Origin of the sequence: Staphylococcus equorum (assembly GCF_029024965.1) — a bacterium.
In the GTDB taxonomy this organism is placed as follows: domain Bacteria; phylum Bacillota; class Bacilli; order Staphylococcales; family Staphylococcaceae; genus Staphylococcus; species Staphylococcus equorum.
This window is the reverse complement of record NZ_CP118982.1, coordinates 2,162,349-2,184,035: the sequence shown is the minus strand read 5'-3', so window position 1 is coordinate 2,184,035 and position 21,687 is coordinate 2,162,349. Positions and strand designations below refer to the sequence as shown.

The 21,687-nt window shown below is 32.2% G+C and carries 25 protein-coding genes; 18 read left to right on the top strand and 7 right to left on the bottom strand.

Translation table 11 applies throughout. The annotated features are described in order from the left end of the window. Nucleotides 1-5 precede the first annotated feature (5 nt). The 4 genes from PYW44_RS10600 (at nucleotide 6) to PYW44_RS10585 (ending at nucleotide 3,904) form a co-directional block, all read left to right on the top strand. Nucleotides 6-680, top strand: coding sequence for a response regulator transcription factor (locus tag PYW44_RS10600; RefSeq protein ID WP_002508372.1), 675 nt, complete (start codon nucleotides 6-8; stop codon nucleotides 678-680). After that, entirely contained in the window at nucleotides 673-1,701 is a 1,029-nt protein-coding gene (locus PYW44_RS10595) for a sensor histidine kinase (protein ID WP_064783120.1), read from the top strand. The genes PYW44_RS10600 and PYW44_RS10595 overlap by 8 nt, the downstream gene beginning before the upstream one ends. Before the next feature lie 564 nt (nucleotides 1,702-2,265). Continuing rightward, a complete protein-coding gene (locus PYW44_RS10590) occupies nucleotides 2,266-2,883 on the top strand; it encodes a DUF47 domain-containing protein (protein ID WP_002508370.1) in 618 nt (205 codons plus the stop codon). A 13-nt stretch (nucleotides 2,884-2,896) separates the two neighbouring features. Further along, a complete protein-coding gene (locus PYW44_RS10585; RefSeq protein ID WP_002508369.1) occupies nucleotides 2,897-3,904 on the top strand; it encodes an inorganic phosphate transporter in 1,008 nt (335 codons plus the stop codon). A gap of 320 nt (nucleotides 3,905-4,224) precedes the next feature. Here PYW44_RS10585 and PYW44_RS10580 read toward each other — a convergent pair whose 3' ends face one another. Continuing rightward, nucleotides 4,225-5,037 carry a LysM peptidoglycan-binding domain-containing protein gene (locus tag PYW44_RS10580; protein WP_064783118.1) on the bottom strand — a complete coding sequence of 271 codons (813 nt, stop codon included), beginning with the start codon at nucleotides 5,035-5,037 and terminating at the stop codon, nucleotides 4,225-4,227. A 441-nt stretch (nucleotides 5,038-5,478) separates the two neighbouring features. Here PYW44_RS10580 and PYW44_RS10575 point away from each other — a divergent pair, with 441 nt between their 5' ends. The 4 genes from PYW44_RS10575 (at nucleotide 5,479) to PYW44_RS10560 (ending at nucleotide 8,282) form a co-directional block, all read left to right on the top strand. Beyond that, nucleotides 5,479-6,138, top strand: a complete 660-nt coding sequence (locus tag PYW44_RS10575; protein WP_064783117.1) for a Bax inhibitor-1/YccA family protein — start codon at nucleotides 5,479-5,481, stop codon at nucleotides 6,136-6,138. A 338-nt stretch (nucleotides 6,139-6,476) separates the two neighbouring features. Continuing rightward, entirely contained in the window at nucleotides 6,477-6,833 is a 357-nt protein-coding gene (locus PYW44_RS10570; protein WP_021339392.1) for a transcriptional regulator, SarA/Rot family, read from the top strand. Between the two features lie 230 nt (nucleotides 6,834-7,063). Next, complete coding sequence (locus tag PYW44_RS10565) at nucleotides 7,064-7,780, top strand: YebC/PmpR family DNA-binding transcriptional regulator (protein WP_002508365.1); 717 nt, start codon at nucleotides 7,064-7,066, stop codon at nucleotides 7,778-7,780. A 1-nt stretch (nucleotide 7,781) separates the two neighbouring features. Next, on the top strand, nucleotides 7,782-8,282 hold the full coding sequence (locus PYW44_RS10560) for a cupin domain-containing protein (RefSeq protein WP_064783116.1): 501 nt from the start codon (nucleotides 7,782-7,784) through the stop codon (nucleotides 8,280-8,282). 109 nt (nucleotides 8,283-8,391) lie between these two features. Here the strand turns inward: PYW44_RS10560 and PYW44_RS10555 are convergent, their stop codons facing one another. Further along, on the bottom strand, nucleotides 8,392-9,504 hold the full coding sequence (locus PYW44_RS10555; RefSeq protein ID WP_064783115.1) for a 5-methyltetrahydropteroyltriglutamate--homocysteine S-methyltransferase: 1,113 nt from the start codon (nucleotides 9,502-9,504) through the stop codon (nucleotides 8,392-8,394). Nucleotides 9,505-9,716: 212 nt separating this feature from the next. On the opposite strand from PYW44_RS10555, the gene PYW44_RS10550 reads away from it, so the two are divergent. From PYW44_RS10550 to PYW44_RS10530, 5 genes are all read left to right on the top strand, one after another. Then, nucleotides 9,717-10,442 (top strand): ribonuclease FAU-1 family protein, encoded by a 726-nt coding sequence (locus tag PYW44_RS10550; protein ID WP_064783114.1) that lies wholly within the window; start codon nucleotides 9,717-9,719, stop codon nucleotides 10,440-10,442. 211 nt (nucleotides 10,443-10,653) lie between these two features. Continuing rightward, on the top strand, nucleotides 10,654-11,508 hold the full coding sequence (locus PYW44_RS10545; RefSeq protein ID WP_002508361.1) for a LysR family transcriptional regulator: 855 nt from the start codon (nucleotides 10,654-10,656) through the stop codon (nucleotides 11,506-11,508). Between the two features lie 95 nt (nucleotides 11,509-11,603). Then, nucleotides 11,604-12,812 (top strand): sugar efflux transporter, encoded by a 1,209-nt coding sequence (locus PYW44_RS10540; protein WP_021339395.1) that lies wholly within the window; start codon nucleotides 11,604-11,606, stop codon nucleotides 12,810-12,812. A gap of 6 nt (nucleotides 12,813-12,818) precedes the next feature. After that, the gene (locus tag PYW44_RS10535) at nucleotides 12,819-13,307 is read left to right on the top strand and encodes a DUF456 domain-containing protein (protein ID WP_064783113.1); all 489 of its coding nucleotides are present in this window, start codon (nucleotides 12,819-12,821) and stop codon (nucleotides 13,305-13,307) included. Between the two features lie 263 nt (nucleotides 13,308-13,570). Further along, on the top strand, nucleotides 13,571-14,731 hold the full coding sequence (locus PYW44_RS10530) for an MFS transporter (protein ID WP_069801654.1): 1,161 nt from the start codon (nucleotides 13,571-13,573) through the stop codon (nucleotides 14,729-14,731). Between the two features lie 234 nt (nucleotides 14,732-14,965). Here the strand turns inward: PYW44_RS10530 and PYW44_RS10525 are convergent, their stop codons facing one another. Beyond that, nucleotides 14,966-15,649, bottom strand: a complete 684-nt coding sequence (locus PYW44_RS10525; protein WP_002508357.1) for a DUF1129 family protein — start codon at nucleotides 15,647-15,649, stop codon at nucleotides 14,966-14,968. 95 nt (nucleotides 15,650-15,744) lie between these two features. Between PYW44_RS10525 and PYW44_RS10520 the strand changes: the two genes are divergently transcribed. The 5 genes from PYW44_RS10520 to PYW44_RS10500 all read left to right on the top strand — a co-directional run bounded on the left by PYW44_RS10520 (nucleotide 15,745) and on the right by PYW44_RS10500 (nucleotide 18,569). Beyond that, nucleotides 15,745-16,215, top strand: coding sequence for a GNAT family N-acetyltransferase (locus PYW44_RS10520; RefSeq protein WP_064783111.1), 471 nt, complete (start codon nucleotides 15,745-15,747; stop codon nucleotides 16,213-16,215). Nucleotides 16,216-16,257: 42 nt separating this feature from the next. After that, nucleotides 16,258-16,470 (top strand): SA0632 family lipoprotein, encoded by a 213-nt coding sequence (locus PYW44_RS10515; protein ID WP_064783110.1) that lies wholly within the window; start codon nucleotides 16,258-16,260, stop codon nucleotides 16,468-16,470. A gap of 380 nt (nucleotides 16,471-16,850) precedes the next feature. After that, nucleotides 16,851-17,147, top strand: coding sequence for a hypothetical protein (locus tag PYW44_RS10510; RefSeq protein ID WP_002508354.1), 297 nt, complete (start codon nucleotides 16,851-16,853; stop codon nucleotides 17,145-17,147). 98 nt (nucleotides 17,148-17,245) lie between these two features. Next, the gene (locus PYW44_RS10505; RefSeq protein ID WP_002508353.1) at nucleotides 17,246-17,821 is read left to right on the top strand and encodes a GNAT family N-acetyltransferase; all 576 of its coding nucleotides are present in this window, start codon (nucleotides 17,246-17,248) and stop codon (nucleotides 17,819-17,821) included. 130 nt (nucleotides 17,822-17,951) lie between these two features. After that, nucleotides 17,952-18,569: a LysE/ArgO family amino acid transporter gene (locus PYW44_RS10500; protein ID WP_002508351.1), complete on the top strand. Its 618-nt coding sequence runs from the start codon at nucleotides 17,952-17,954 to the stop codon at nucleotides 18,567-18,569. 151 nt (nucleotides 18,570-18,720) lie between these two features. On the opposite strand, the gene PYW44_RS10495 is transcribed toward PYW44_RS10500, so the two are convergent. From PYW44_RS10495 to PYW44_RS10480, 4 genes are all read right to left on the bottom strand, one after another. Further along, on the bottom strand, nucleotides 18,721-19,287 hold the full coding sequence (locus PYW44_RS10495; protein WP_002508350.1) for an LOG family protein: 567 nt from the start codon (nucleotides 19,285-19,287) through the stop codon (nucleotides 18,721-18,723). A gap of 2 nt (nucleotides 19,288-19,289) precedes the next feature. Next, nucleotides 19,290-19,754 (bottom strand): YaiI/YqxD family protein, encoded by a 465-nt coding sequence (locus PYW44_RS10490; protein ID WP_064783108.1) that lies wholly within the window; start codon nucleotides 19,752-19,754, stop codon nucleotides 19,290-19,292. 5 nt (nucleotides 19,755-19,759) lie between these two features. Then, nucleotides 19,760-20,461: a hypothetical protein gene (locus PYW44_RS10485; RefSeq protein ID WP_064783107.1), complete on the bottom strand. Its 702-nt coding sequence runs from the start codon at nucleotides 20,459-20,461 to the stop codon at nucleotides 19,760-19,762. A 329-nt stretch (nucleotides 20,462-20,790) separates the two neighbouring features. Continuing rightward, entirely contained in the window at nucleotides 20,791-21,666 is an 876-nt protein-coding gene (locus PYW44_RS10480) for an undecaprenyl-diphosphate phosphatase (protein ID WP_064783104.1), read from the bottom strand. Nucleotides 21,667-21,687: the final 21 nt, after the last annotated feature.

The window sequence follows — 21,687 nt, the reverse complement described above, 5'->3', positions numbered from 1 at the left end:
ATCATGTGGACATTTTATTAGTAGAAGATGATATGACATTATTTAAAGAACTGAGCGAAGAATTAGAGCAATGGGACTTTCAAGTGCATGGCATCAGTGATTTTAATGATGTTATGTCAAAGTTTGAAGCAGTGAATGCTGCAATTGTAATTATGGATGTTAAATTGCCTAAGTATGATGGTTTTTATTGGACTCGAAAAATTAGAGAGGTCTCCAATACACCTATTCTTTTCTTATCTTCACGCGACAATCCAATGGATCAAGTTATGAGTATGGAATTAGGCGCAGATGACTATGTCCAAAAACCATTTAATACGAGTGTACTTATTGCCAAACTACAAGCTATATATAGACGTGTTTATCAATTCAGTATTGAGGAGAAGCGTGTATTGTCTTGGCAAGAAACGACTTTAGATTTATCTAAAGACAGCATTAGTAAAGGTGATGCTCAAATCTATTTATCTAAGACTGAAATGGTTATTTTAGAAATGCTAGTGAAAAAGCAAAATCAAATCGTTACTAGAGATACTTTGATTACAGCATTGTGGGATGATGAAGCATTTGTAAGTGATAACACGTTAACTGTAAACGTGAATCGTTTAAGAAAAAAATTAGCTGATATTGATATGAATGATGCGATTGAAACTAAAATAGGCAAAGGGTATATGGCGCATGGCTAACATTAAATGGTTATTAATTTTCCTTCGTTCTCGATTAAATTGGATACTTTGGCTCATATTATTACATTTCATTTTTCTATTTATCGCATATTTAGATTACGATATCAGTGTAAGTAGTATTTTTTATATTATTATTTTGAATTTAGGAATCTCAGTGATTTTTTTGTTATATACATATATAAAGGAAGTAAAATTTTTCAAACACTTGTACAATAACCTCGAGCCTGAAGAACTAAAACATAAATCTCTTGCTGATACTCCCTTTCAACAAGAGATGGTAAATTATTTATATAATCAAATTACTAGTCAGAAAAGGTTAGTTACAACTCAAAAACAACAAATTCAAACAACTGAAGCGTCATTAACTGATTTTGTGCATGACATTAAGACACCAGTAACAGCAATGAAGCTACTTATTGAAAAAGAGCGAGATGTAGAGAGAAAATACGCCTTGCTTTATGAGTGGTCGAGAATTAATGGAATGTTAGACAGACAATTATTTTTAACGAGATTAGAGTTTCAAAATAATGATTTATACTTTGAACATGTAGCATTAAAACGTCTTATTATAGAAGAAATACAAATCACAAGGTATATTAGTCAATCTAAAGGCATTGATTACGATCTTGATTTTGAAGCGGACTACGATGTCTATACAGATACAAAATGGTGTCGGATGATGATAAGACAAATTTTATCTAATGCCATCAAATATAGTGAGTATAGTACAATTCACATTAAAGCCCATATAGTTAATAAACATATAACACTTGAAATTATAGATGAAGGTAGAGGAATTAGTAAGAAAGATTTGCCGAGAATTTACGATAAAGGATTTACTTCCACTGCTTACCGTAATGAGACTACTTCATCGGGCATTGGTTTATATTTAGTAGGTAACGTTAAAGACAAATTAGGAATACGAGTAGATATCACTTCCGAAGAACAAATAGGAACAAAGGCTACATTTATGTTTCCTAATCAAAATGAACTTATTGCAAGACTATCTGAAAAGCATTGATAAAGTCTTACGGCTTTTGGAAGTAATTTGTGTACACTTTCCGTCAGCACAGTCTCATCTGGGAGTCTTTGACTAGTGCTTTATTAACTAAGATGGACTTGAGCCCAATCACTTCCATTTTCAAAGAAAAGAATACAATTAATCGTAATTGTCCTTGTTCTGAAGCATTGAAGTTTTTTAACTTTCAATGCTTTTTTATTATGAATATAAAACGTTAATTATGGAATTCGCCAATTTGAAATGGGGACTATAATATATTTTACAAGATTATATTTTAAAAGAATATTTTATTCTTACAAGTTCTAAATGTTAAGAGATTGTAAATTTAATTGTGGAATTGTAAATTTTGTGCTATTTTCATATAAGGACAAATCAACATTTGCGAGATTTTTTAACCGGTATAGAAGCAAAGACTCATTTTCATGAAGGTAAGGGCACATTAAGTAATGAAATGATGAGTGAATTGTAAATCTTGCCAATTTTAATTTGTCTTAAAAGAGTTTTGATTTTTTAAATTTATTGAAGCTGATTGGAAACAGTCGCTGTAAATGGAGGATTTTTTGGATGTTTAACAAGAAAAAAGATAAGTTCATGGTGCAACTTGAAGAAATGGTCTTTAACTTAGATCGAGCTGCAATTGAGTTTGGGAAAATGGATTTTAATACGCACTTAGATCTGAAAGCTTATTCAGACAATATTAAAAAATATGAATCACACGGTGATGAATTAATGCATCAAGTGATTTCCGATTTAAACCAGACCTTCATCACACCAATTGAACGTGAGGATATCCTTTCATTATGTAATGCAATTGATGATGTTTTAGATGCAATAGAAGAAACGTCAGCGATGTTTGAAATGTATTCAATTGAATATACAGATGAATATATGGCTGAATTTGTTGATAATATCCAAAAAGCTATTGCAGAAATGAAATTAGCTGTTGGTTTACTCGTTGATAAAAAATTATCTCATATGCGTATTCATTCTATTAATATTAAAGAATTTGAAACAAATTGTGATGGCATTTTACGTCAATCAATCAAACACATTTTTAACAGTGAAACAGATCCAATAACGCTTATTAAAATAAAAGAAATTTATGAAAGCATGGAAGAAATTGCAGATAAATGTCAAGCTGTAGCGAATAACTTTGAAACTATAATTATGAAAAATAGCTAAGGAGTCCTAACTAATGGAATATATTTTAATCATCACAGTAGCTATTGTTATTTTTTCACTTATCTTTGACTTTATCAATGGTTTTCATGATACAGCCAATGCTGTCGCTACTGCTGTTTCAACTCGTGCATTAACGCCTAGAACTGCTATTATATTAGCATCAGTTATGAACTTTATTGGTGCATTAGCTTTTACTGGAGTTGCAGGTACAATAACTAAAGATATTGTAGACCCATTTAAATTAGAAAATGGGCTTGTTGTGGTGCTGTCGGCTATCATTGCAGCGATTTTTTGGAACTTGCTTACTTGGTTTTATGGTATACCGAGTTCATCTTCGCATGCGTTAATTGGTTCCATTGCAGGTGCAGCTATCGCATCTCAGGGGTCATTTGCCGTATTACACTATGAAGGTTTTACAAAAATCATTGCTGTTTTACTTATATCACCAGTAATTGCTTTTTGTGTAGGTTTCATTATGTATTCAATTGTTAAAGTCGTATTTAAAAATGCAAACTTAACAAAAACAAATAGAAACTTTAGATTCTTCCAAATTTTCACAGCGTCGTTACAATCATTTTCACATGGTACCAACGATGCTCAAAAATCAATGGGTATTATTACATTAGCTTTAATCGTAGCTAACTTACAACCAAGTGGTACTGTTGAACCACAATTGTGGGTTAAAATTGCCTGTGCTACTGCTATGGGGTTAGGGACAGCTGTTGGTGGTTGGAAAATCATTAAAACAGTTGGTGGCAATATAATGAAAATTCGTCCGGCTAATGGTGCTGCGGCAGATTTATCATCTGCTTTAACAATCTTTGTAGCATCTTCATTACATTTTCCGTTATCAACGACACATGTTGTTTCTTCATCTATTCTAGGTGTAGGTTCATCTAATCGTATTAAAGGTGTGAAATGGAATACTGCACAACGTATGATTGTTACATGGGTTATTACAATGCCGATTTCTGCAATTGTTGCTGCCCTTGTATATTTCGTTGTGAATATCTTCCTGTAAGTAGGCATGGTATAGCATGATTAGCGTTTGAAATAATAAAAGAGTTTGGACGTGATTGTCTATTCTCAAAAATAGGAACACCAAATTATTACTTTTTATAATTTGGTGTTCCTTATTTATTGACATCAGTGGCGTTGTTATGAGCATTTTATAAGTTATATTAACAAGAGGTAGTAAAGATATTTGTACGCTCATAAGACGACTGAGTGAGCTTATGAATGATATTATATGTAATTTTCTTTAAAATTTTTCAAATTAAAAAGCAGTTAGAGTTCTAAAGAGAAGTCTAACTGCTTTTTATTCAATATTATATTCATAGATTAATGAATATAATTATAGCTTGAAGCTTGTGAAGCTGGGATTGTACGATAATCCACTGTCCCTGGTGCTGTATTATAATTCATTTCTGAAATTAAAATACTACCATCTGGATTAACTTGTTCTACATAAGCCACGTGACCAATAGGGCCTTCGTAATTTTGCATAATTGAACCAATGCTTGGTGTATTATTTACAGTATAACCATCTGCTGCTGCATTGTTTGCCCAATGATCAGCGTTCCACCAATATGTGCTGATTGGTTTGCCAGTCTCAGCTCTACGATTGAATACGTGCCACGTACATTGACCCCAATCGTATAGATTAGCATCACTTGCTGATGAACTACCTGTATTTGGATTTGGTGTTGTTGTACCACCAGAACCGCCAGAACCACCAGTTGCACCTGGAATTGTTAACGTTTGATTAGGATAGATTATGTATCCACTCAAATTGTTTGCTGATATAAGTTCATCTACTGAAACACCATAATTATTGGCAATGATGTTTAGTGACTCACCAGATTCTACAGTATGCGTTGAACCACCAGATGATTGTGAAGAAGAGTTTGAACTTGAGCCTTGCTCTTGTGAACCACTTCCACCAATTTCAATAACTTGTCCCGGAAATACGATATTGTTATTGATATCATTACTTTGTTTGATTTCATCTACTGATACACCGTATTGTTGTGAAATTGTCCAAAGTGACTCACCAGATTTTACTGTGTGTTGTGTTGATGCATCGGCTTCATGATTGGAAATAACCGCTGCAGCGCCTGAAGCAGCTGTTACTGCAAATGCTAACTTTTTCAAAAAGAACTCCTCCTTCAATTCCTATATATCCCAAAAGCAGATATGTATTAAATATATGTGATAGTTTCTTTAATCTCAATTCACGTTCCATACTATCAAAAATCAGGTGTTTTGTGGGTGTTGTTATAAAGATGTAATATTATTAACATTTGAGTACAAAAAGGATGAAGTGCCTTTAAGACGTTTCTTGTGCGATTTATAAGACATTATAAAGAGATAATTGTATTGAACTTTTTCGTGTTTGTAACAATTAAGTTGCTTGTAGTTATAAATAAATAGACTCAGCTAAAGAGATTTGGAAAATTATGTGGTTCATGTTTGGTATTGTTTGAAATAGTGAAAGTTAAAGTATTACGCTTATTGAAAGATTATAGTATGTTATTAATGTTATTATAATATTCAAGTATTTAAATATTTTTTTATAGTTAAGGAGTGAATCAATTGGCTGAAACTGCACAACATATAAATAAGCATAAACAACAGTCTAAAGATAAGTCTAAGTCTCATGCTTACGGAAAAGTATGGCTCTTTTTTGTCTATTACTGGATTATTTTTGGCATTGGTTGTTACTTCGGACAATACTTGCCGTTGGAATGGAGAAGGCCTTTATCTTTCGTGTTACTTGGTTTAGTTCTTATCACCGTTATTTTTAACAGAGCGCGTAAATATGGTTTAGTAATTTCTCACATATATGCAATTGTAGTAGGATTGCTATCATTCGCAACATTTACGACATATATGCAAAATTTAGGACCTGAAGTATTCTATAAAAATGTGACTCTTGCCATTGCAGGATTTATGGTGTTTGGTATTATAGGCTTTTTTGTAATTGGCAATGCCGCAAGTATGGGTAAATACTTATTTGTAACATTAGTAGCCCTAATTGTTGCAAGCTTGATTGGTATGTTTATTCAAAATTCATTGTTCCACACGATTATTACTGTGGTAGGTCTATTATTGTTCCTGCTTTACACCTTATACGACTTTAACCGTATGAAACGGGGTCAATTCTCACCAAGAGAAATGGGCTTTAATTTATTCATCAATTTATTACACATTATAAAATACGTTTTAAGACTAGCGAATAAATTTAGAAGATAAAGTATGAAGTAATTACAGTTAAAGTACTTGGTTTTTGATAGTTAATTATTTAACATGTTAACACCCTTAAAGTAGATTTTAGTAATCAACTTTAAGGGTGTTTTTTTATATAGCAATTATATAGTGATGACACGATTTAAAAAAGAGCAATCTAATTAGTTCTTAATTATAATTTAGTTAAATTAATGAAAAAGTGTTGACAAATTTAAATATTTTATTCAAAATTGCGTAAAGATAAAAGTATGTTGATTCAAATAAAAAAATATAAAAATAAAACAGTGTTATTTTTGTAAGCGTTAGAAACATTCATCATAATTTCATGTGGAGGTGTGATAGCAATGAATGAAGAGAAAAAGGCTCAATTTTTAAATGTTTATAAAAAATATAAAAGTTTAACGCATTACATAGAACAAAAATATAAATTGACAATAAATGATGTAGCAGTTTTAGAATTGGTTCAACAAAATTGTAGTGAAAAATATATGTTGATGCAGCCATTTTTAAAAATAGCTACTGCGGAATTGGATTTGAGTAGAACCAAAGTGCTTGCTTCAATTCGTCGTTTGATTGATCAAGATAGAGTGAGTAAGCTACGTTCAACAGAAGATGAACGTAAAGTATATTTATTAATGAATGAAAAGAACGCTGCACATTACGAAGCATTATTAGATGAAATTGAATCATATACTGAATAAAATATATAGTTTCAAGTAAAGAAATGTCCCTTGTTGATTCATATTTTAAGATGATTTAAAAGACTAGTGGTACACATGAAATTCAATTGTGTATGGCTAGTCTTTTTATTATGTAATATATAAGGTGCGATTATTTGTCATTTATATACGTAGTTCTATGTAATAGAGCGAAATTATTGTATAATATATCATGTTAATAAAAATATTTTTCGAGAAAGTGTGATGAAAGTATGGGACGTAAGTGGAATAATATTAAAGAGAAAAAAGCGCAAAAGGACAAAAATACAAGTCGAATTTATGCTAAATTCGGTAAAGAAATTTATGTAGCGGCTAAATCAGGTGAACCAGATCCGGAATCAAACCAAGCGCTAAGATTAACTTTAGAAAGAGCTAAGACTTATTCTGTACCGAATCATATTATTGATCGAGCGATAGAAAAAGCTAAAGGAGCAAGTGAAGAAAACTACGATGAATTAAGATATGAAGGTTTTGGACCAAATGGTTCAATGATTATCGTAGACGCATTAACAGAAAATGTGAATAGAACTGCTTCTGATGTACGTGCAGCTTTTGGTAAAAATGGCGGTAATATGGGAGTTTCAGGCTCAGTTGCGTATATGTTTGATCATACGGCTGTGTTTGGTATTGAAGGCAAATCAGCAGACGATACGTTAGAAGCGTTGATGGAAAAAGATATCGATGTGAGAGATATCGTTGAAGAAAATGGGTTAACTATTATTTACGCTGAACCAGATCAGTTTGCTCAAGTTCAAGATGCTCTACGTGAAACAGGTGTCGAAGAATTTAAGGTTGCTGAATTTGAGATGTTGCCACAATCAGATATAGAATTATCTGAAGAAGATCAAGAAGCTTTTGAAACACTAGTTGATGCTTTAGAAGATTTAGAAGACGTTCAAAACGTTTTCCATAATGTGGACTTGAAGTAATATGGGTAAAAATATCCAGTATTGGCTTAATCAACTAGATTTACAACCCCATCCAGAAGGGGGCTATTATAAAGAGATTATCAAAGCTAAATCAAATAATCTAAATGAAAGACCAGTATATTCAAGTATTTATTTCTTGTTAACACATGACAATATATCGCATTTTCATCGTATCGATGCAGATGAAATATGGTATTACCACGCTGGAGATTCTTTAACAGTGCATATGATTCATTCAGATGGACGTTATCAAAGTGTGTCAATAGGCAAAGACCTTGAAGCGGGTGATGTTTTACAATATGTAGTTCCAAAAGAAACGATTTTTGCTTCTTCAATTGAAGGTGAAAATGGTTATGCACTTGTAGGCTGTATGTGCCAACCTGCATTTGAATTTGAACATTTTGAACTATTGAGTAAAGAATGGTTGAATAATCAATTTCCAAGTTTAAAAGATATACATGAACGCTATGCTTTATCCGAAAGTGATATAGCTGGAAATTAATTGTTCTTTAATTTAAAAATTTAGATATTAATGAAGGCCTATCAGATTTTAAGTCTGATAGGCCTCTCAATTTTAATATTAATACTTCTTACGAGTTAGTATAGTATGTTTATTTTGCTGTTCCAAAGACTTCGTTTGCAATTTCTACAACGTAAGCTAGTTTTTTCCATTGCTCATCTTCAGTCAGTTTATTGCCTTCTTCTGTTGAAGCAAAGCCACATTGTGGACTTAAACAAATTTGATCTAAATCAACATATTGTTGTGCTTCTTTAACACGTGCAAGTATGGCAGATTTATCTTCTAAGTCACCTGTTTTTGAAGTGAAAAGACCTAATACAGCTGCTGAATTTTCTTTAGGGAAAAAGCGTAATGGCTCAAAATCACCTGAACGATCATCGTCATATTCTAGGAAAAAGCCACCTAAATTTTCTTTGAATAAATAAGGTGCGACTGGCTCATAGCCACCTGAAATTGCCCAAGTTGATTGATAATTACCACGACAAATATGTGTAGTAATGAGTAGATCTTCTGGTAAATCTTGGACTGCTTCATTTACAACACGATATGCAAGCTGACGTGCTGCTTCTTTGTCTGCTTCAGTACGGTCACGGCCACGTGTTTTCTGAGAACCAGAAGTTAGGTTAGCCCAATAAACATCATCTAATTGAATGTAACGTGCGCCTAATTCATAAAATTTGAGCAAACTTTCACGATATGCCTGAGCAACATCATGTGCATAATCCTCGATATCAGGATAGATGTCTTCATTTAAGATATTTGGATGGAACAGTTGGTTTGGACTTGGGATAGATACTTTTGCTGTTGCACGTCCATTAACCTTGTCATATAAAAATTTGAAGTGTTCAAAATGTGGATGATTTGGGTTAAAAGCGACTTTACTCTCAACTTTAACATTATGATTTCTAGTTTCAACGCCTTCAAATGCTAAACCACGCTCAGAAGTATAGCCATTGACACCGTCTAAATTTTCCAAGAAATCGAAATGCCACCAGCTTCTGCGGAATTCACCATCAGTGATGCTATGTAAACCTACTTCTAGTTGTTTCTCTATGATGTGCTCAATTTCTTCGTCCTCGATATCTCGTAATGCTTGTGCATCGATGACTTCATTTTGATAATCTTTACGTGCATCTTTTAGGCGTTGTGGTCTTAATAAACTACCAACATGATCCGCTCTAAAAGGTCTTTGAATGACTGCCATGTTACTATCTCCTTTATTTATAGAATTTTCAGAAAAATATAGATAAAATCTATCAAACTTTATTATAATTGTCAATTTCGCTTTTACACTATGAAATATAGTACAATAATAATAATTAAATTCGTGATACAAAATTGGAAGACGTTCAGTATAATCCATAAGATGACATAAAGTAAACAGTTTTATATAATAATGACAAGGAGTTGGTGACAGTGAAAGTAAAATATATTGATAAGCGTCACTGGCGTCGTATCATTGACAAAGAGTATACAGAAGTCAAAGTAAACAACAACAAGTTCAAGGGTATTATTGGTTTGGTGACGATGAAAAAAGTACGTGAACCATTAGAGGTGACAGTGGTGGGCCAAAATATTATTGTTGCGGATGATAACTATCAATGGCTACAAATCTTGCCCGAAAAAAAACGATATAGTATTACAGTGATGCTAGATGACAAGGGCAACCCATTAGAATATTACTTTGATATAAATATTAAGAATGTTACACAAAAAGGAAACGCACGTACAATAGATTTATGTTTAGATGTACTTGTATTGCCAAATGGGGAATATGAACTTGTAGATGAAGACGATTTACAACGTGCTTTAGATCAAGGACAAATTACTAAAAAGCAGTTTCACGAAGCATATATTATTGCGCATCAATTAATGATAAAAATTGAGGCTGATTTTTCAACGATGAAAGATAAAATCATGTATTGTTATTACAAGATTAAACAAAAATCAAAAAATCAACACCACCCATTACATGGTAAAGCCAAATATAATGAGCAAAAGCATAAACATAAACCATACAAAGCTAAACAACACGATCATAAACATCCAAATAAGCATATTAAAAGTGAAAACCACAATCAACAAAGTAGCAATCACAACCAAAATCATTCAACACATCGCGACTCAGAACCAGAACTTTAAGATTATTTGTACAAATTTAATTGAATGATACATGTATTGTGAATCAGTGTATGAGCATCATGTGAATCATGTTATAGTGACACTGCTAGATGATAAATGTTAAAAACGTATAATTTGAAATTTGAAATTATATTATGAAATGTTAAGTGAACATGAATAATAACCAATCAATGAAATGATTAAAAGTGCTTTTAAAATATAGGGGGATAATATGAAGATTGACGATTATCGCTTGTTAACCACTTTAGATGAAACAAGAACACTAAGGAAAGCAGCAGAAATATTATATATATCACAACCTGCAGTAACACAACGTTTAAAATCAATTGAAAATACTTTTGGTGTAAATGTTTTTATACGTACTAAGAAACAATTGATTACTACAACAGAAGGTTCGATGATTATAGAGCATGCTAGAGATATGCTGAACAAAGAGCGTTTATTTTTAGATAAAATGCAAGCGCACATTGGTGAAGTCAACGGTACGATTTCAATCGGTTGTTCTTCATTAATCGGACAGACTTTATTACCGCAAGTATTAAACTTATTTACACGCCAATTTCCTAATGTAGAGATTCAAGTTCAAGTAGGTTCGAGTGAACAAATTAAAGCAAACCATAGAGATTACCATGTGATGATTATACGTGGTAATAAAATTATGAACTTAAGTAATACACATTTATTTAATGACGATCATTATTTTATTAATCCTAAAAATCGTTACGATGATGTTGATAAAATGCCATTTATTGAATTTCAAGCAGATCCAATTTATATTAATCAAATTAAAGAATGGTATGGGAGTCAAATAGGACAGGATTATCATGCTATGATTACTGTTGATCAAGTGGCCACGTGTAAAGAGATGCTGTTAAATGGTGTCGGTGTAACAATTTTGCCTGAGATCATGATGAAGCATTTAGACCGTGACCAGTTTGAATTTAGACGCGTAAATATAGATGAAAAACCATTGATTCGTTCCACATTTTTAAGTTACGATTCTAGCATGTTACAATTGCCTCAAGTAGAATCATTTATCAATTTAATGATGGAATATGTTGAATAACATCAATAGTAGCTAATACATAATCATTTATACATTGCCTATTTAAGTGATATACGAGAATTGACACCTAATTTAGTAGAATAGAGGTTTGTTATATGTTTAGTGCTTTATTACATATTAAGAATTACAAACTATTTGTAGTCAATATGATGCTTTTAGGTATGGGAATTTCAATCACTGTACCTTATCTTGTTTTATTTGCGACCAATGATTTGGGTATGACTTCTACACAATATGGTCTGCTATTAGCATTAGCAGCAATCAGCCAATTTATAATGAACACAATTGTTGCACGCTTTTCTGATACACACAATATAAATAGGAAAGTCATAATCATTACAGCATTGTTAATGGGTGCTGTTAGTTTTTCTATTTACTTCTATATTCATGAAGTATGGATATTTATTGTTATGTATGCCGTTTTTCAAGGGTTTTTCGCGCCCGCAATGCCTCAAATGTATGCTTCAGCTAGAGAGTCTATCAATGTTTCGGCTTCAAGAGATAGAGCGAAGTTTGCTAATGCCGTATTGCGTTCCATGTTCTCATTTGGATTCTTATTTGGTCCGTTAATCGGCGCTTTATTATTAGGTGTTAATGGTTACGCAGGGTTATTTACTGGAACTGTTACCATTATTTTATTTACACTGATGTTACAGGTATTCTTTTTTAAAGATATCAAAACAAAACAAACCACAACTGATGTGAATCACATTGAGGCGAAAGCACCTAATATGTTACATGATAAGGCCTTATTCGTTCCATTTTTAGCCTTTATTTTATTACATATTGGTCAATGGATGTATACATTGAATATGCCGTTGTTCGTCACTAAATATTTGAATGAAGCTGAAGGGTATGTAGGTGGTTTAGCCAGTCTATGTGCCGGTTTAGAAGTTCCATTTATGGTCGTGTTAGGTATTTTATCTGCGAAACTCACGACACGTGTGCTACTGATGTTAGGTGGATTGTTTGGTGGCCTGTTTTACTTTAGTATTGGTGTGTTCGAAAATTTGGTGATGATGTTTGTCGGCCAAGTATTTTTAGCTATTTTCTTAGCGATATTACTTGGTTTAGGCATCAGTTATTTCCAAGATATTTTACCAGATTTTCCAGGATATGCATCTACACTTTTTGCTAACGCGATGGTGATAGGTCAGTTATGTGGGAACTTATTAGGTGGAATTATGAGTCACTGGGTAGGTTTGGGAAATGTATTCTTTGTATCAGCGACAGCTATATTTTTAGGTATGATATTAATATACTTTACAAAAGATCAAAAATTCACAGAAGAAAGTATGGAGTAGATAAAAATGACAGTAATTTTATGGATATTAATTATCGCATCATTTGTCTTAGCATTTGTAGGTTTAATTAAACCTATTATTCCATCAGTGCTTGTATTATGGGTAGGGTTTTTAATTTATCAATTCGCATTTCATAATGGCAATTTATCATGGATATTCTATATATCAATGATTTTATTCACCGTGTTTATTTTAGTAGCAGATTTTATCATGAATAAATATTTTGTAAATAAATTTGGTGGTTCTAAACTTAGCGAGTATGCGGCGCTCATTGGTGTAATCGTAGGTTGCTTTGTATTTCCACCATTTGGAATTATTATTATTCCATTTATCGCGGTATTAGTTGTTGAAATGATACAAGAACCCAACTTTTCAAAGGCTTTAAAAGCAAGTTTTGGGTCTATCGTAGCATTTTTAGCGAGTGCTGTTGCACAAGGGATTATCATGTTTATCATGGTAGTGTGGTTCTTTATCGATGCATTACTAATTAATTAAAATTAGCGAGTTAGCTATTGTCATAAGAAGGGTAATTGAGTGTTCTAAACACTGTTAACTTTTTTGACGATTGCTAACTTTTTTAATTTTCTTGGTAGTATTATGATGTAAAGCAATTTATTAAATGAATACAGCTAAATTAAATGTAAGCGAATTAATTTTAAAAATAGGAGAAAATCAAGCAACTCCCTTGTTTTTGGCAACTGTATTTTAGTATAATCACAAACATGTGAAAAAAATATGATTTCGGAAGGGAGTCAAAAATGAAATATCCAATTGCTATATGGATGCTTGCAATCGGTGCGTTTGCAATAGGTATGACAGAATTTGTAATTATGGGATTATTACCTAATATTGCACGGGATTTTGACGTAACTGTAAGTCAGGCAGGGCAACTGATAACTGGTTATGCATTAGGTGTTGCAATCGGCGGGCCTATCATAGTTATGTTGACGATTAAATGGAATAGAAAATATTTACTACTAGCTTTAATGGCTATTTTTATATTAGGGAATTTTGCTGCTTCATTTAGTACGAGTTATGGATTTATGATGACAAGTCGTATCATTACATCGTTGGCTCATGGTTCATTCTTTGGTATAGGTTCTATTTTAGCTGCGAATATGGTGCGGCCAGAGAAACGTGCAAGTGCGATGGCACTAATGTTTATGGGATTAAGTTTAAGTAATATTTTAGGTGTACCATTCGGGACATTAATTGGTCAAAACTTTGGCTGGCCGATGACGTTTATTATTATTTCTATTATAGGAACACTAGCACTTATAGGCATTATTATTTTTGTGCCTATGCAACGTGATACAGTAAAATCATCAATGAAAAAAGAACTACAAATTTTAAAAGAAAAACGTTTGTGGTTAACTTTAGCAGTGACATTATTTGGTTTCAGTAGTGTATTTGCATACTTCACTTATATTTCTACAGTATTGACTGATGTATCAAATGTACAAGAAAACTTGATTTCATATCTGTTAATTATTTTTGGGGTAGGTGTTACATTAGGTAACGTCGTTGGTGGTAAACTTGCGGATTGGAATTTAAATAAAGCGTTACAAATTATTTTCTCAATCTTTATCGTTTACTTCTTACTATTATACTTTATACAAATGAATGGTTTCTTAATGGTAGCAGGCATATTCTTCTTTGGTTTAATCGGCTTTAGTATGAGTCCATCATTACAATTTAAAAGTACGATTATTTCTAAAGATGCACCTACGCTTGCAAGTACATTAAACCAATCTGCATTTAATTTAGGCAATGCGCTTGGTGCCTTTATTGGTGGCGTTGTCGTGACGAATTTACCGATAGCATCATTAAGTCTAATTGCGCCAATACTAACTGCAATCGGTCTGATATTCTTGTTTATTAGTATCGCTGTGGAAAGAAAAGAAGGCATGGCACCATAATAACAATGCATATGACGTGACAATACGTACAAGAGTCTAAGATATATTTTATCCAGACTCAAAAAAAGATCTCATCATTAGTATTTAAACTAGTGATGAGATCTTTTTGTTTTAAAATAATTCACTTTTGAAAGTGGGTGCTAGTTGGTACGCAAAATTAGTGATTGAAGATATAGCACTTTATTAATAGGTTAGAGACTGTACCAAATAGCCACTATTATTTAAACAACAAGATTATAAAGATGTATTTGTATCTTTATTTGTATAGTGATGATCAATAAATAAAGCGATGGGTATAACGATAAATGAGATTATAATAAAGGTCCAATTACTTATTAATATATAAGGCCCAAATGCTAAAAATGATTGAGGAATGAAAAATACATAAAATATTGCATATAATAGTAATAAAATGACGACATACGTTAATATCCATGTCCAATGTGATTTTGTAAAGCACTGCATTTGTACAGTTCGGAATATCATCCATATAAATAGAAAAATGATGAAAATTCCTACTAATACAACAAGAGGAAATGAATATAAATATAATCGCTTCGCACCAATGAAAAAGCCAATAAATCCTTTAAGGAAACAAAAAATACCAAATAACAAAAAGATGTGCTGAATTATGTATTTAAATATATTTAAAATTGTTTCATTTGGTAATTTTTTAAGTTCCTTTTTGGCATGTGACTTAGGATCATGTTCAAAGAAATCCATGGCGAGTATACCTTCTTTTTCAGCTTCCAATAATTGATTTAAAATGCGATTCAACATTTTTTCAGAATCGTGAGGATTAACACTTAAATCTGCTCGGACGTATGTCATGTAATTTTCGAATGCATCTCTATCTGTATTATTTAATCGCAAAGCTTTTACATTATTTTCTCGCATTAATTTGTCAGTAGATTTCATTTGAATTTCGCAGTCCTTTTTATAGAATGTAATGATAAGGCTTATTATGACGAATATAACATTATAAATCAACTTTACTTTTTAAAGGAGAAAATATGGAAAAACTTTCACTTAAACAAAAACAATATATTACTGAAATTGCAGACATACATGAAAGTGAACTTGCAAAACAAAATGAAGATTATAGTAAAAGCCGGTTATCTGTTGGATTACGTGAAGAAATGATAAATCATGTGCTGAAATATAATACAGATTTAGTATGGCTCGAAACACAGAAGGAAGAACTTATAGGTTTTATTTGGGCACGCTATTTGAAAGATTATAATAAAGTGATAATAGAAATGCTATATGTTAATGAAGCATTTCGTAAGCAAGGGATTGCTACGCGTTTTAAAAATGAAGTCGAAGCATGGGCAAGAGCAGTAGGCGCTCTAAAAATTGAAAGCACAGTGGACAGTCACAATGTTCAGATGCAACAATTAAATCGAAATATGGACTATCAAATAAGTAAAGTCATAATGACTAAAAATTTAAGGGTAAATAATGAAGATAATAGAGAAAAATGATAAAATTAATTTATTATAATTGCATTAAAAAGGAGTATATATATGAAAAAGTGTTTAGCACTCATATTAGCATCGACGATTGCATTAACCGCTTGTGGTAAAGATGATGAAAAGGCTTCTTTAGAAAAAGATATAGATAAGTTAGAGAAGAAGAATAAAGATTTGAAAAAAGAAAAAGAAAAATTGGAAAAAGAGCAAAATAAATTACAAGACCAGTCGAAAGATTTAGAGAAAGAAATCAACGCTGAAACATAAAACATACGATGTTATAGTGTTTGTTGTTACTATACCTAGGCATTTACCATAGTAATAAATAGTGTGTTTGATTCAAAATTGACGAACAAATTTCTCGAAAAATGAAATATTATTTGTATAACATATAGAAATCACATTTAATGCTATTTCAGATGATATTTCTTTATTTCCTAGGAAATCATTGTATTATGGTTTTAGTAATTGGTATAATGGGTATCATTAAACATAATAAAGATTAATATAAAACATACAAAATAATTTTTTAAAATATGAATTTTGGAATATAGGTCGATTATTATTCAGTGATTTTCACTTCATAGGGCAACTGTAAGAATGAAGTAGATTAATAAGTCGTCTATATAGAAAGAGAGGTAAGCATTATGCATGAACAAGATTTTAATTTATTAGAAGGTCGTTCAATTACTTTACCTGAACTAGGTAGAGAATTAGAAAATATTACAGGTAGAGAAATAAAAGATTCAACAGGTGAAATCAAACGCGTGATTGCGCATTTACCTAACTTTGAATCTGATACAGATACGTTTGTTGCTACTTATAAATTAAACCATAAAAATGATTTTATCGATGCAACATTTACTGCACCGAAAAGTGAACGTAATCGCTTAAAAGAAGTAGCTGTTAATCTTGAATTAATTAGCTATATTACAAGAGCATAAACAAATTATAAAAAACAGTATGGTAGCGCGATATGAAAAGATTCATAACGCGTTACTTTTGTATAGAAAATTATTTTTCCAGTATAGAGGTGTAACATATGACAGTTTATATTGAAACTGAACGTTTAAGGTTACGAGACTGGCAAGAGGAAGACTTATTATCATTCCAACAAATGAATGCGAATCAACAAGTTCGTAGATATTTTCCGAGCTTATTAAGTTATCAACGTTCAGAACACGATATGAATAAAATGAATGAAATGATATTAGATGATGGTATTGGTTTGTTTGCTGTAGAACTTAAAGAAACTAATGGGTGGTTAGGTTTTATAGGCCTGAATTATGTGACAGAAGAGAGCAAGTTCCCATTTGAAGAGTTACCATTTTATGAAATTGGTTGGCGACTCATTCCGGAAGTTTGGGGCAATGGCCTAGCTACTGAAGGTGCAGAAGCGGTACTGAAGTATGCGAAACAACAAGGTTTAAATGAGGTATATGCTTTTACTTCGGAAAGCAATGAGCCCTCACTCAAAGTCATGGAAAAACTAGGTATGGAAATTTATGATTATTTTGAACATCCAGAATTAAGCAAACATCATCCGCTTAATAGACATGTAAGATATTATAAAAATTTAGCTATGTTAGATGATGAAAGCTTAAAATCTAGTAGTTAAATGCGAAAATTTGTGAATACACATGGATTTAGTGTATAAATAATCTTCTTTAAAATAATAGATCTCATCATTAGTATTGAACCTAGTGATGAGATCTTAGTTTTTTTAAATTGAGGAATGAGGAATTGACATGTTACAGCCATTAGCTCATGGGTTCTTACTCGCATTGGGATTAATCTTACCATTGGGTGCGCAAAATGTATTTGTATTTAATCAAGGTGCCAACCATAAGAGTATATATAAAACGTTACCCGTCATTATTACAGCAGGTCTGTGTGATACATTTCTTATTGTGTTAGCAGTATTAGGCGTGTCGGTTATTTTACTCTCATTTCCCATGCTGCAAGTTTCTATCTATTGTATAGGTTTAGTTTTTTTAATATATATGGCTTGGTCGTTATGGAAAGCAAGGCCAGATAAATTGAAGCGTTATCGACCAATGACAGCGAAGAAGCAAGTTGGTTTTGCGATTTCTGTATCGCTACTGAATCCACATGCAATTATGGATACAATTGGTGTCATTGGAACGAGTGGGGCGATATATGATGGTACGGATAAAGTCTTGTTTACTATTTCAACTGTAGTTATATCATGGGTTTGGTTTTTCTTTTTAGCAATTTCTGGAAAAATGATAGGCAACATTGATAAAACAGGAAAATACATTATGATATTAAATAAAGTATCTGCTATTATAATTTTAATTGTTGCGGTTATGATTCTAAAACAATTAATAATGCTTTTACTGTAGTGTAATGAGTGTTCAAATTTTATAATTAGAAAGTGCATAATAACATAAGACGGGGAGTGGGGCGGAAATCAAATTTTGATTTCTGTCCCACTCCCCGTCTATTGAAGTTTAGGATTTATATCCCAACGTTTTGTTTTTTAATACGATATATTTAATCATAAGTTCTAATACCAAGTGGTTTATAATTGTTTATCGCTTCGAATAGTGATTCTTTCGTATTGCACAAAGGAGCGAGGTTTTTGTATTTAGAATCTATGAAACCTTCTTGAATCATGTGATCTAAAAGTGCTTGTAAGGGCTCGAAAAACCCATTGATATTGAACACGGCAATAGGTTTTTCGTGAATACCAATTTGGGACCAACTATACATTTCAAAAAATTCTTCTAATGAACCTGCGCCACCTGGAGCCATTACAAAAGCATCAGCTAATTCAGCCATTTTATTTTTTCTTTCATGCATAGAATCTACTAATATCAACTCGCTTAATTTTCCACTTGTAATTTCTTTTTCATTTAACATATTTGGCATGATGCCTACAGCACGACCGCCATGATCTAATACGCCGTCTTGAATAGCGCCCATGATACCTACAGAACCAGCCCCAAATATTAATTCATAACCTTGTTCAGCCATATACTTACCCAACTGATAAGCTTCAGTAATATAGGTTTCATCGTTTCCTTTACTGGCACCACAATACACTGCAATGCTTTTCATATTTATTCCTCCTTGCTCGACATCTGATTTGCAATGATAGACGAAAAGATAGCTTCAAATTCAGCTACATCTTGCTCAGTAAAAGCTGAGGGACCTTTTGTACGTCCGCCACTTCTTCTAAATTGAGCACTCGCATGACGTTGCTCTAATAATGTATCAATGTTTTGTTGCGTATAGATGTAACCTTTATGATGCATAACTATTTTCGTCTTGTTTAAAAGTAAGCTAGCTAAGCCATAGTCTTGTGTGATCACAATGTCACTAGGGCGTACCAGTTTTACAATTCTAAAATCAACAGCGTCTGGTCCATCGTCTACATAGATAATATTCACGTGGTCTGGTTGTACTACTGTAGAAAAATGACTGAAGCTGCGAACAACGGTAACAAAAATGCCTGTCCCCTCAGTCAATTCAATTACTGAATTGGTTACAGGACAAGCATCTCCATCAATAATGACTTGTGTCATTAGGGTTATTTACCATTTTCTTCTTTGTTTTGTTTAACAACACTTTTGGCCACGTAGTCTTTATATTTTTTGAATTCAGATAAGCGTGCTTTTTTGTTTTTCTCTTGCACTTTTTCTTCTTCTTTATGACGTTTGTCTATATTCTTTTGCAGTAATTTATCAAATTTGCTTACTTCTTTGCGATTTTCTTTTTCTAGCTTTTCGCCTTTTTTCTCTGTTTCATCATCAAGTTTACCTGGAGTTAAACCAACTTTTTCCATGTGTTTATTTGATTTTTTCATGTCTTTGATACGTTGTTTCTTATTATCTTGACGTGCTTTTTCTTCTTCTTTATGACGTTTGTCTATATTTTTTTGCAGAAGTTTGTTCATTTTATCTGCTTCTTTGCGATTTTCTTTTTCTAATTTTTCGCCTTTTTTCTCAATATAGGCTGGATCATGTTCTTTTGCGATACGTTTAAGTTCACGTTTTTGATCCATGTCATGTTTTTTATCTGCAACGTAGTCTTTTGCGTGAGAAGATTTTTCTACAACATTATCTTTAACACGCACAGATTTATCTGCAACTGCTTTAGAAGCACTAACTGTTGCGTCACTTGCTTTTTTCACATCAGGATGATCCTTAATACGTTTGCGTTCAACGATTAGCGGTACTAAAAACACAGGTGCTACTGTGATGATTGTTTTGATTAATTGCTTTTTGTCCATACTCGTTGCCTCCATTTAATTTTATACTATCTACATATTACCCTATAATACACGAAAATAAACGCTAAATACAGTCTATACAGAAAGTTAAACGTCATTTAGCATAGCGATAATAAAAAGAAGAGGCTAAGACAAATATACGCCTTAGCCTCGATTATTAATTTGGTAGTAGCTGACTGAACTAAAAATACACTTGCATTCTTTTGCTAGTCAACTTTATTAATCTGAGTTTATACAACGAAACTTTATTAGAAAAATTAGATTTCAGTCTCACTGTTTCAAAACATTTAGTTATATTGATGCATAAGCATATATAGTCCATTGAAATATTATTCGCCTGTAATACCTTGTCCAATACCGAAACCGAAATAAAGGATAGCGATAATAATAACTAAAACAATTCTATATATAGCAAAAGGAATTAATTTAACTTTACTAATTAAGTACAGGAATGTCTTAATTGCAATTAAACCGACAACGAACGCTGCGATAAAGCCTAATGCATAAAAACCAAAGTGGTCTAAATGAATATATTCAAAGTTTTTAACGAGTGACAAGCCACTAGCTGCTAACATAACAGGTACAGCCATAATGAAAGTGAAGTCTGATGCTGATTTGTGATCCATCTTCATTAATACACCCGTAGATATTGTAGATCCAGATCTACTGAAACCAGGCCACATTGCAACTGCTTGTGATAGCCCAATTACAAATGCTTGGATATAATTGATTTGGTCAACTGATTGTGGATTTGCAACTTTTTTACTATAAATATCAGCTATGATCATATATATAGCACCAACAAATAATCCAATCATTACAGTTGGAACACTGAATAAGTATTTTTGAATAACGTCATCAAATAATAACCCAAGAATACCTGCAGGAATCATACCGACAATAATATGTAGTAAGTTTAAGCGATTCGGTTTTTGACCAACGCCATCGATAGAAGATGCTTTGTACTTACCAATATGAAGCATTTCGAAATAACGTTCACGGAATACCCATGCACCCGCAAAAACAGAACCAAGTTGTATTACAATTTTAAAGGTGAAGGCTGATTCTGATCCTAAAAATTCACTTGATTTTAACCACATGTCATCGATAAGGATCATATGACCTGTTGAAGAAACAGGTGCAAACTCTGTTAAGCCTTCAACAATACCTAGAATAAGTCCTTTAATCAATTCAAGTATTAACATAATTTACCTACTTTCATATTA

Bases quoted from the DNA above. Each gene is read 5' to 3' on its own strand.
- PYW44_RS10480 (WP_064783104.1), bottom strand. From the start codon at position 21,666: ATGTTAATACTTGAATTGATTAAAGGACTTATTCTAGGTATTGTTGAA.
- PYW44_RS10500 (WP_002508351.1), top strand. From the start codon at position 17,952: ATGTTACAGCCATTAGCTCATGGGTTCTTACTCGCATTGGGATTAATC.
- PYW44_RS10530 (WP_069801654.1), top strand. From the start codon at position 13,571: ATGAAATATCCAATTGCTATATGGATGCTTGCAATCGGTGCGTTTGCA.
- PYW44_RS10545 (WP_002508361.1), top strand. From the start codon at position 10,654: ATGAAGATTGACGATTATCGCTTGTTAACCACTTTAGATGAAACAAGA.
- PYW44_RS10585 (WP_002508369.1), top strand. From the start codon at position 2,897: ATGGAATATATTTTAATCATCACAGTAGCTATTGTTATTTTTTCACTT.
- PYW44_RS10535 (WP_064783113.1), top strand. From the start codon at position 12,819: ATGACAGTAATTTTATGGATATTAATTATCGCATCATTTGTCTTAGCA.
- PYW44_RS10520 (WP_064783111.1), top strand. From the start codon at position 15,745: ATGGAAAAACTTTCACTTAAACAAAAACAATATATTACTGAAATTGCA.
- PYW44_RS10485 (WP_064783107.1), bottom strand. From the start codon at position 20,461: ATGGACAAAAAGCAATTAATCAAAACAATCATCACAGTAGCACCTGTG.
- PYW44_RS10555 (WP_064783115.1), bottom strand. From the start codon at position 9,504: ATGGCAGTCATTCAAAGACCTTTTAGAGCGGATCATGTTGGTAGTTTA.
- PYW44_RS10540 (WP_021339395.1), top strand. From the start codon at position 11,604: ATGTTTAGTGCTTTATTACATATTAAGAATTACAAACTATTTGTAGTC.
- PYW44_RS10515 (WP_064783110.1), top strand. From the start codon at position 16,258: ATGAAAAAGTGTTTAGCACTCATATTAGCATCGACGATTGCATTAACC.
- PYW44_RS10590 (WP_002508370.1), top strand. From the start codon at position 2,266: ATGTTTAACAAGAAAAAAGATAAGTTCATGGTGCAACTTGAAGAAATG.
- PYW44_RS10570 (WP_021339392.1), top strand. From the start codon at position 6,477: ATGAATGAAGAGAAAAAGGCTCAATTTTTAAATGTTTATAAAAAATAT.
- PYW44_RS10595 (WP_064783120.1), top strand. From the start codon at position 673: ATGGCTAACATTAAATGGTTATTAATTTTCCTTCGTTCTCGATTAAAT.
- PYW44_RS10505 (WP_002508353.1), top strand. From the start codon at position 17,246: ATGACAGTTTATATTGAAACTGAACGTTTAAGGTTACGAGACTGGCAA.
- PYW44_RS10510 (WP_002508354.1), top strand. From the start codon at position 16,851: ATGCATGAACAAGATTTTAATTTATTAGAAGGTCGTTCAATTACTTTA.
- PYW44_RS10560 (WP_064783116.1), top strand. From the start codon at position 7,782: ATGGGTAAAAATATCCAGTATTGGCTTAATCAACTAGATTTACAACCC.
- PYW44_RS10495 (WP_002508350.1), bottom strand. From the start codon at position 19,287: ATGAAAAGCATTGCAGTGTATTGTGGTGCCAGTAAAGGAAACGATGAA.
- PYW44_RS10525 (WP_002508357.1), bottom strand. From the start codon at position 15,649: ATGAAATCTACTGACAAATTAATGCGAGAAAATAATGTAAAAGCTTTG.
- PYW44_RS10565 (WP_002508365.1), top strand. From the start codon at position 7,064: ATGGGACGTAAGTGGAATAATATTAAAGAGAAAAAAGCGCAAAAGGAC.
- PYW44_RS10490 (WP_064783108.1), bottom strand. From the start codon at position 19,754: ATGACACAAGTCATTATTGATGGAGATGCTTGTCCTGTAACCAATTCA.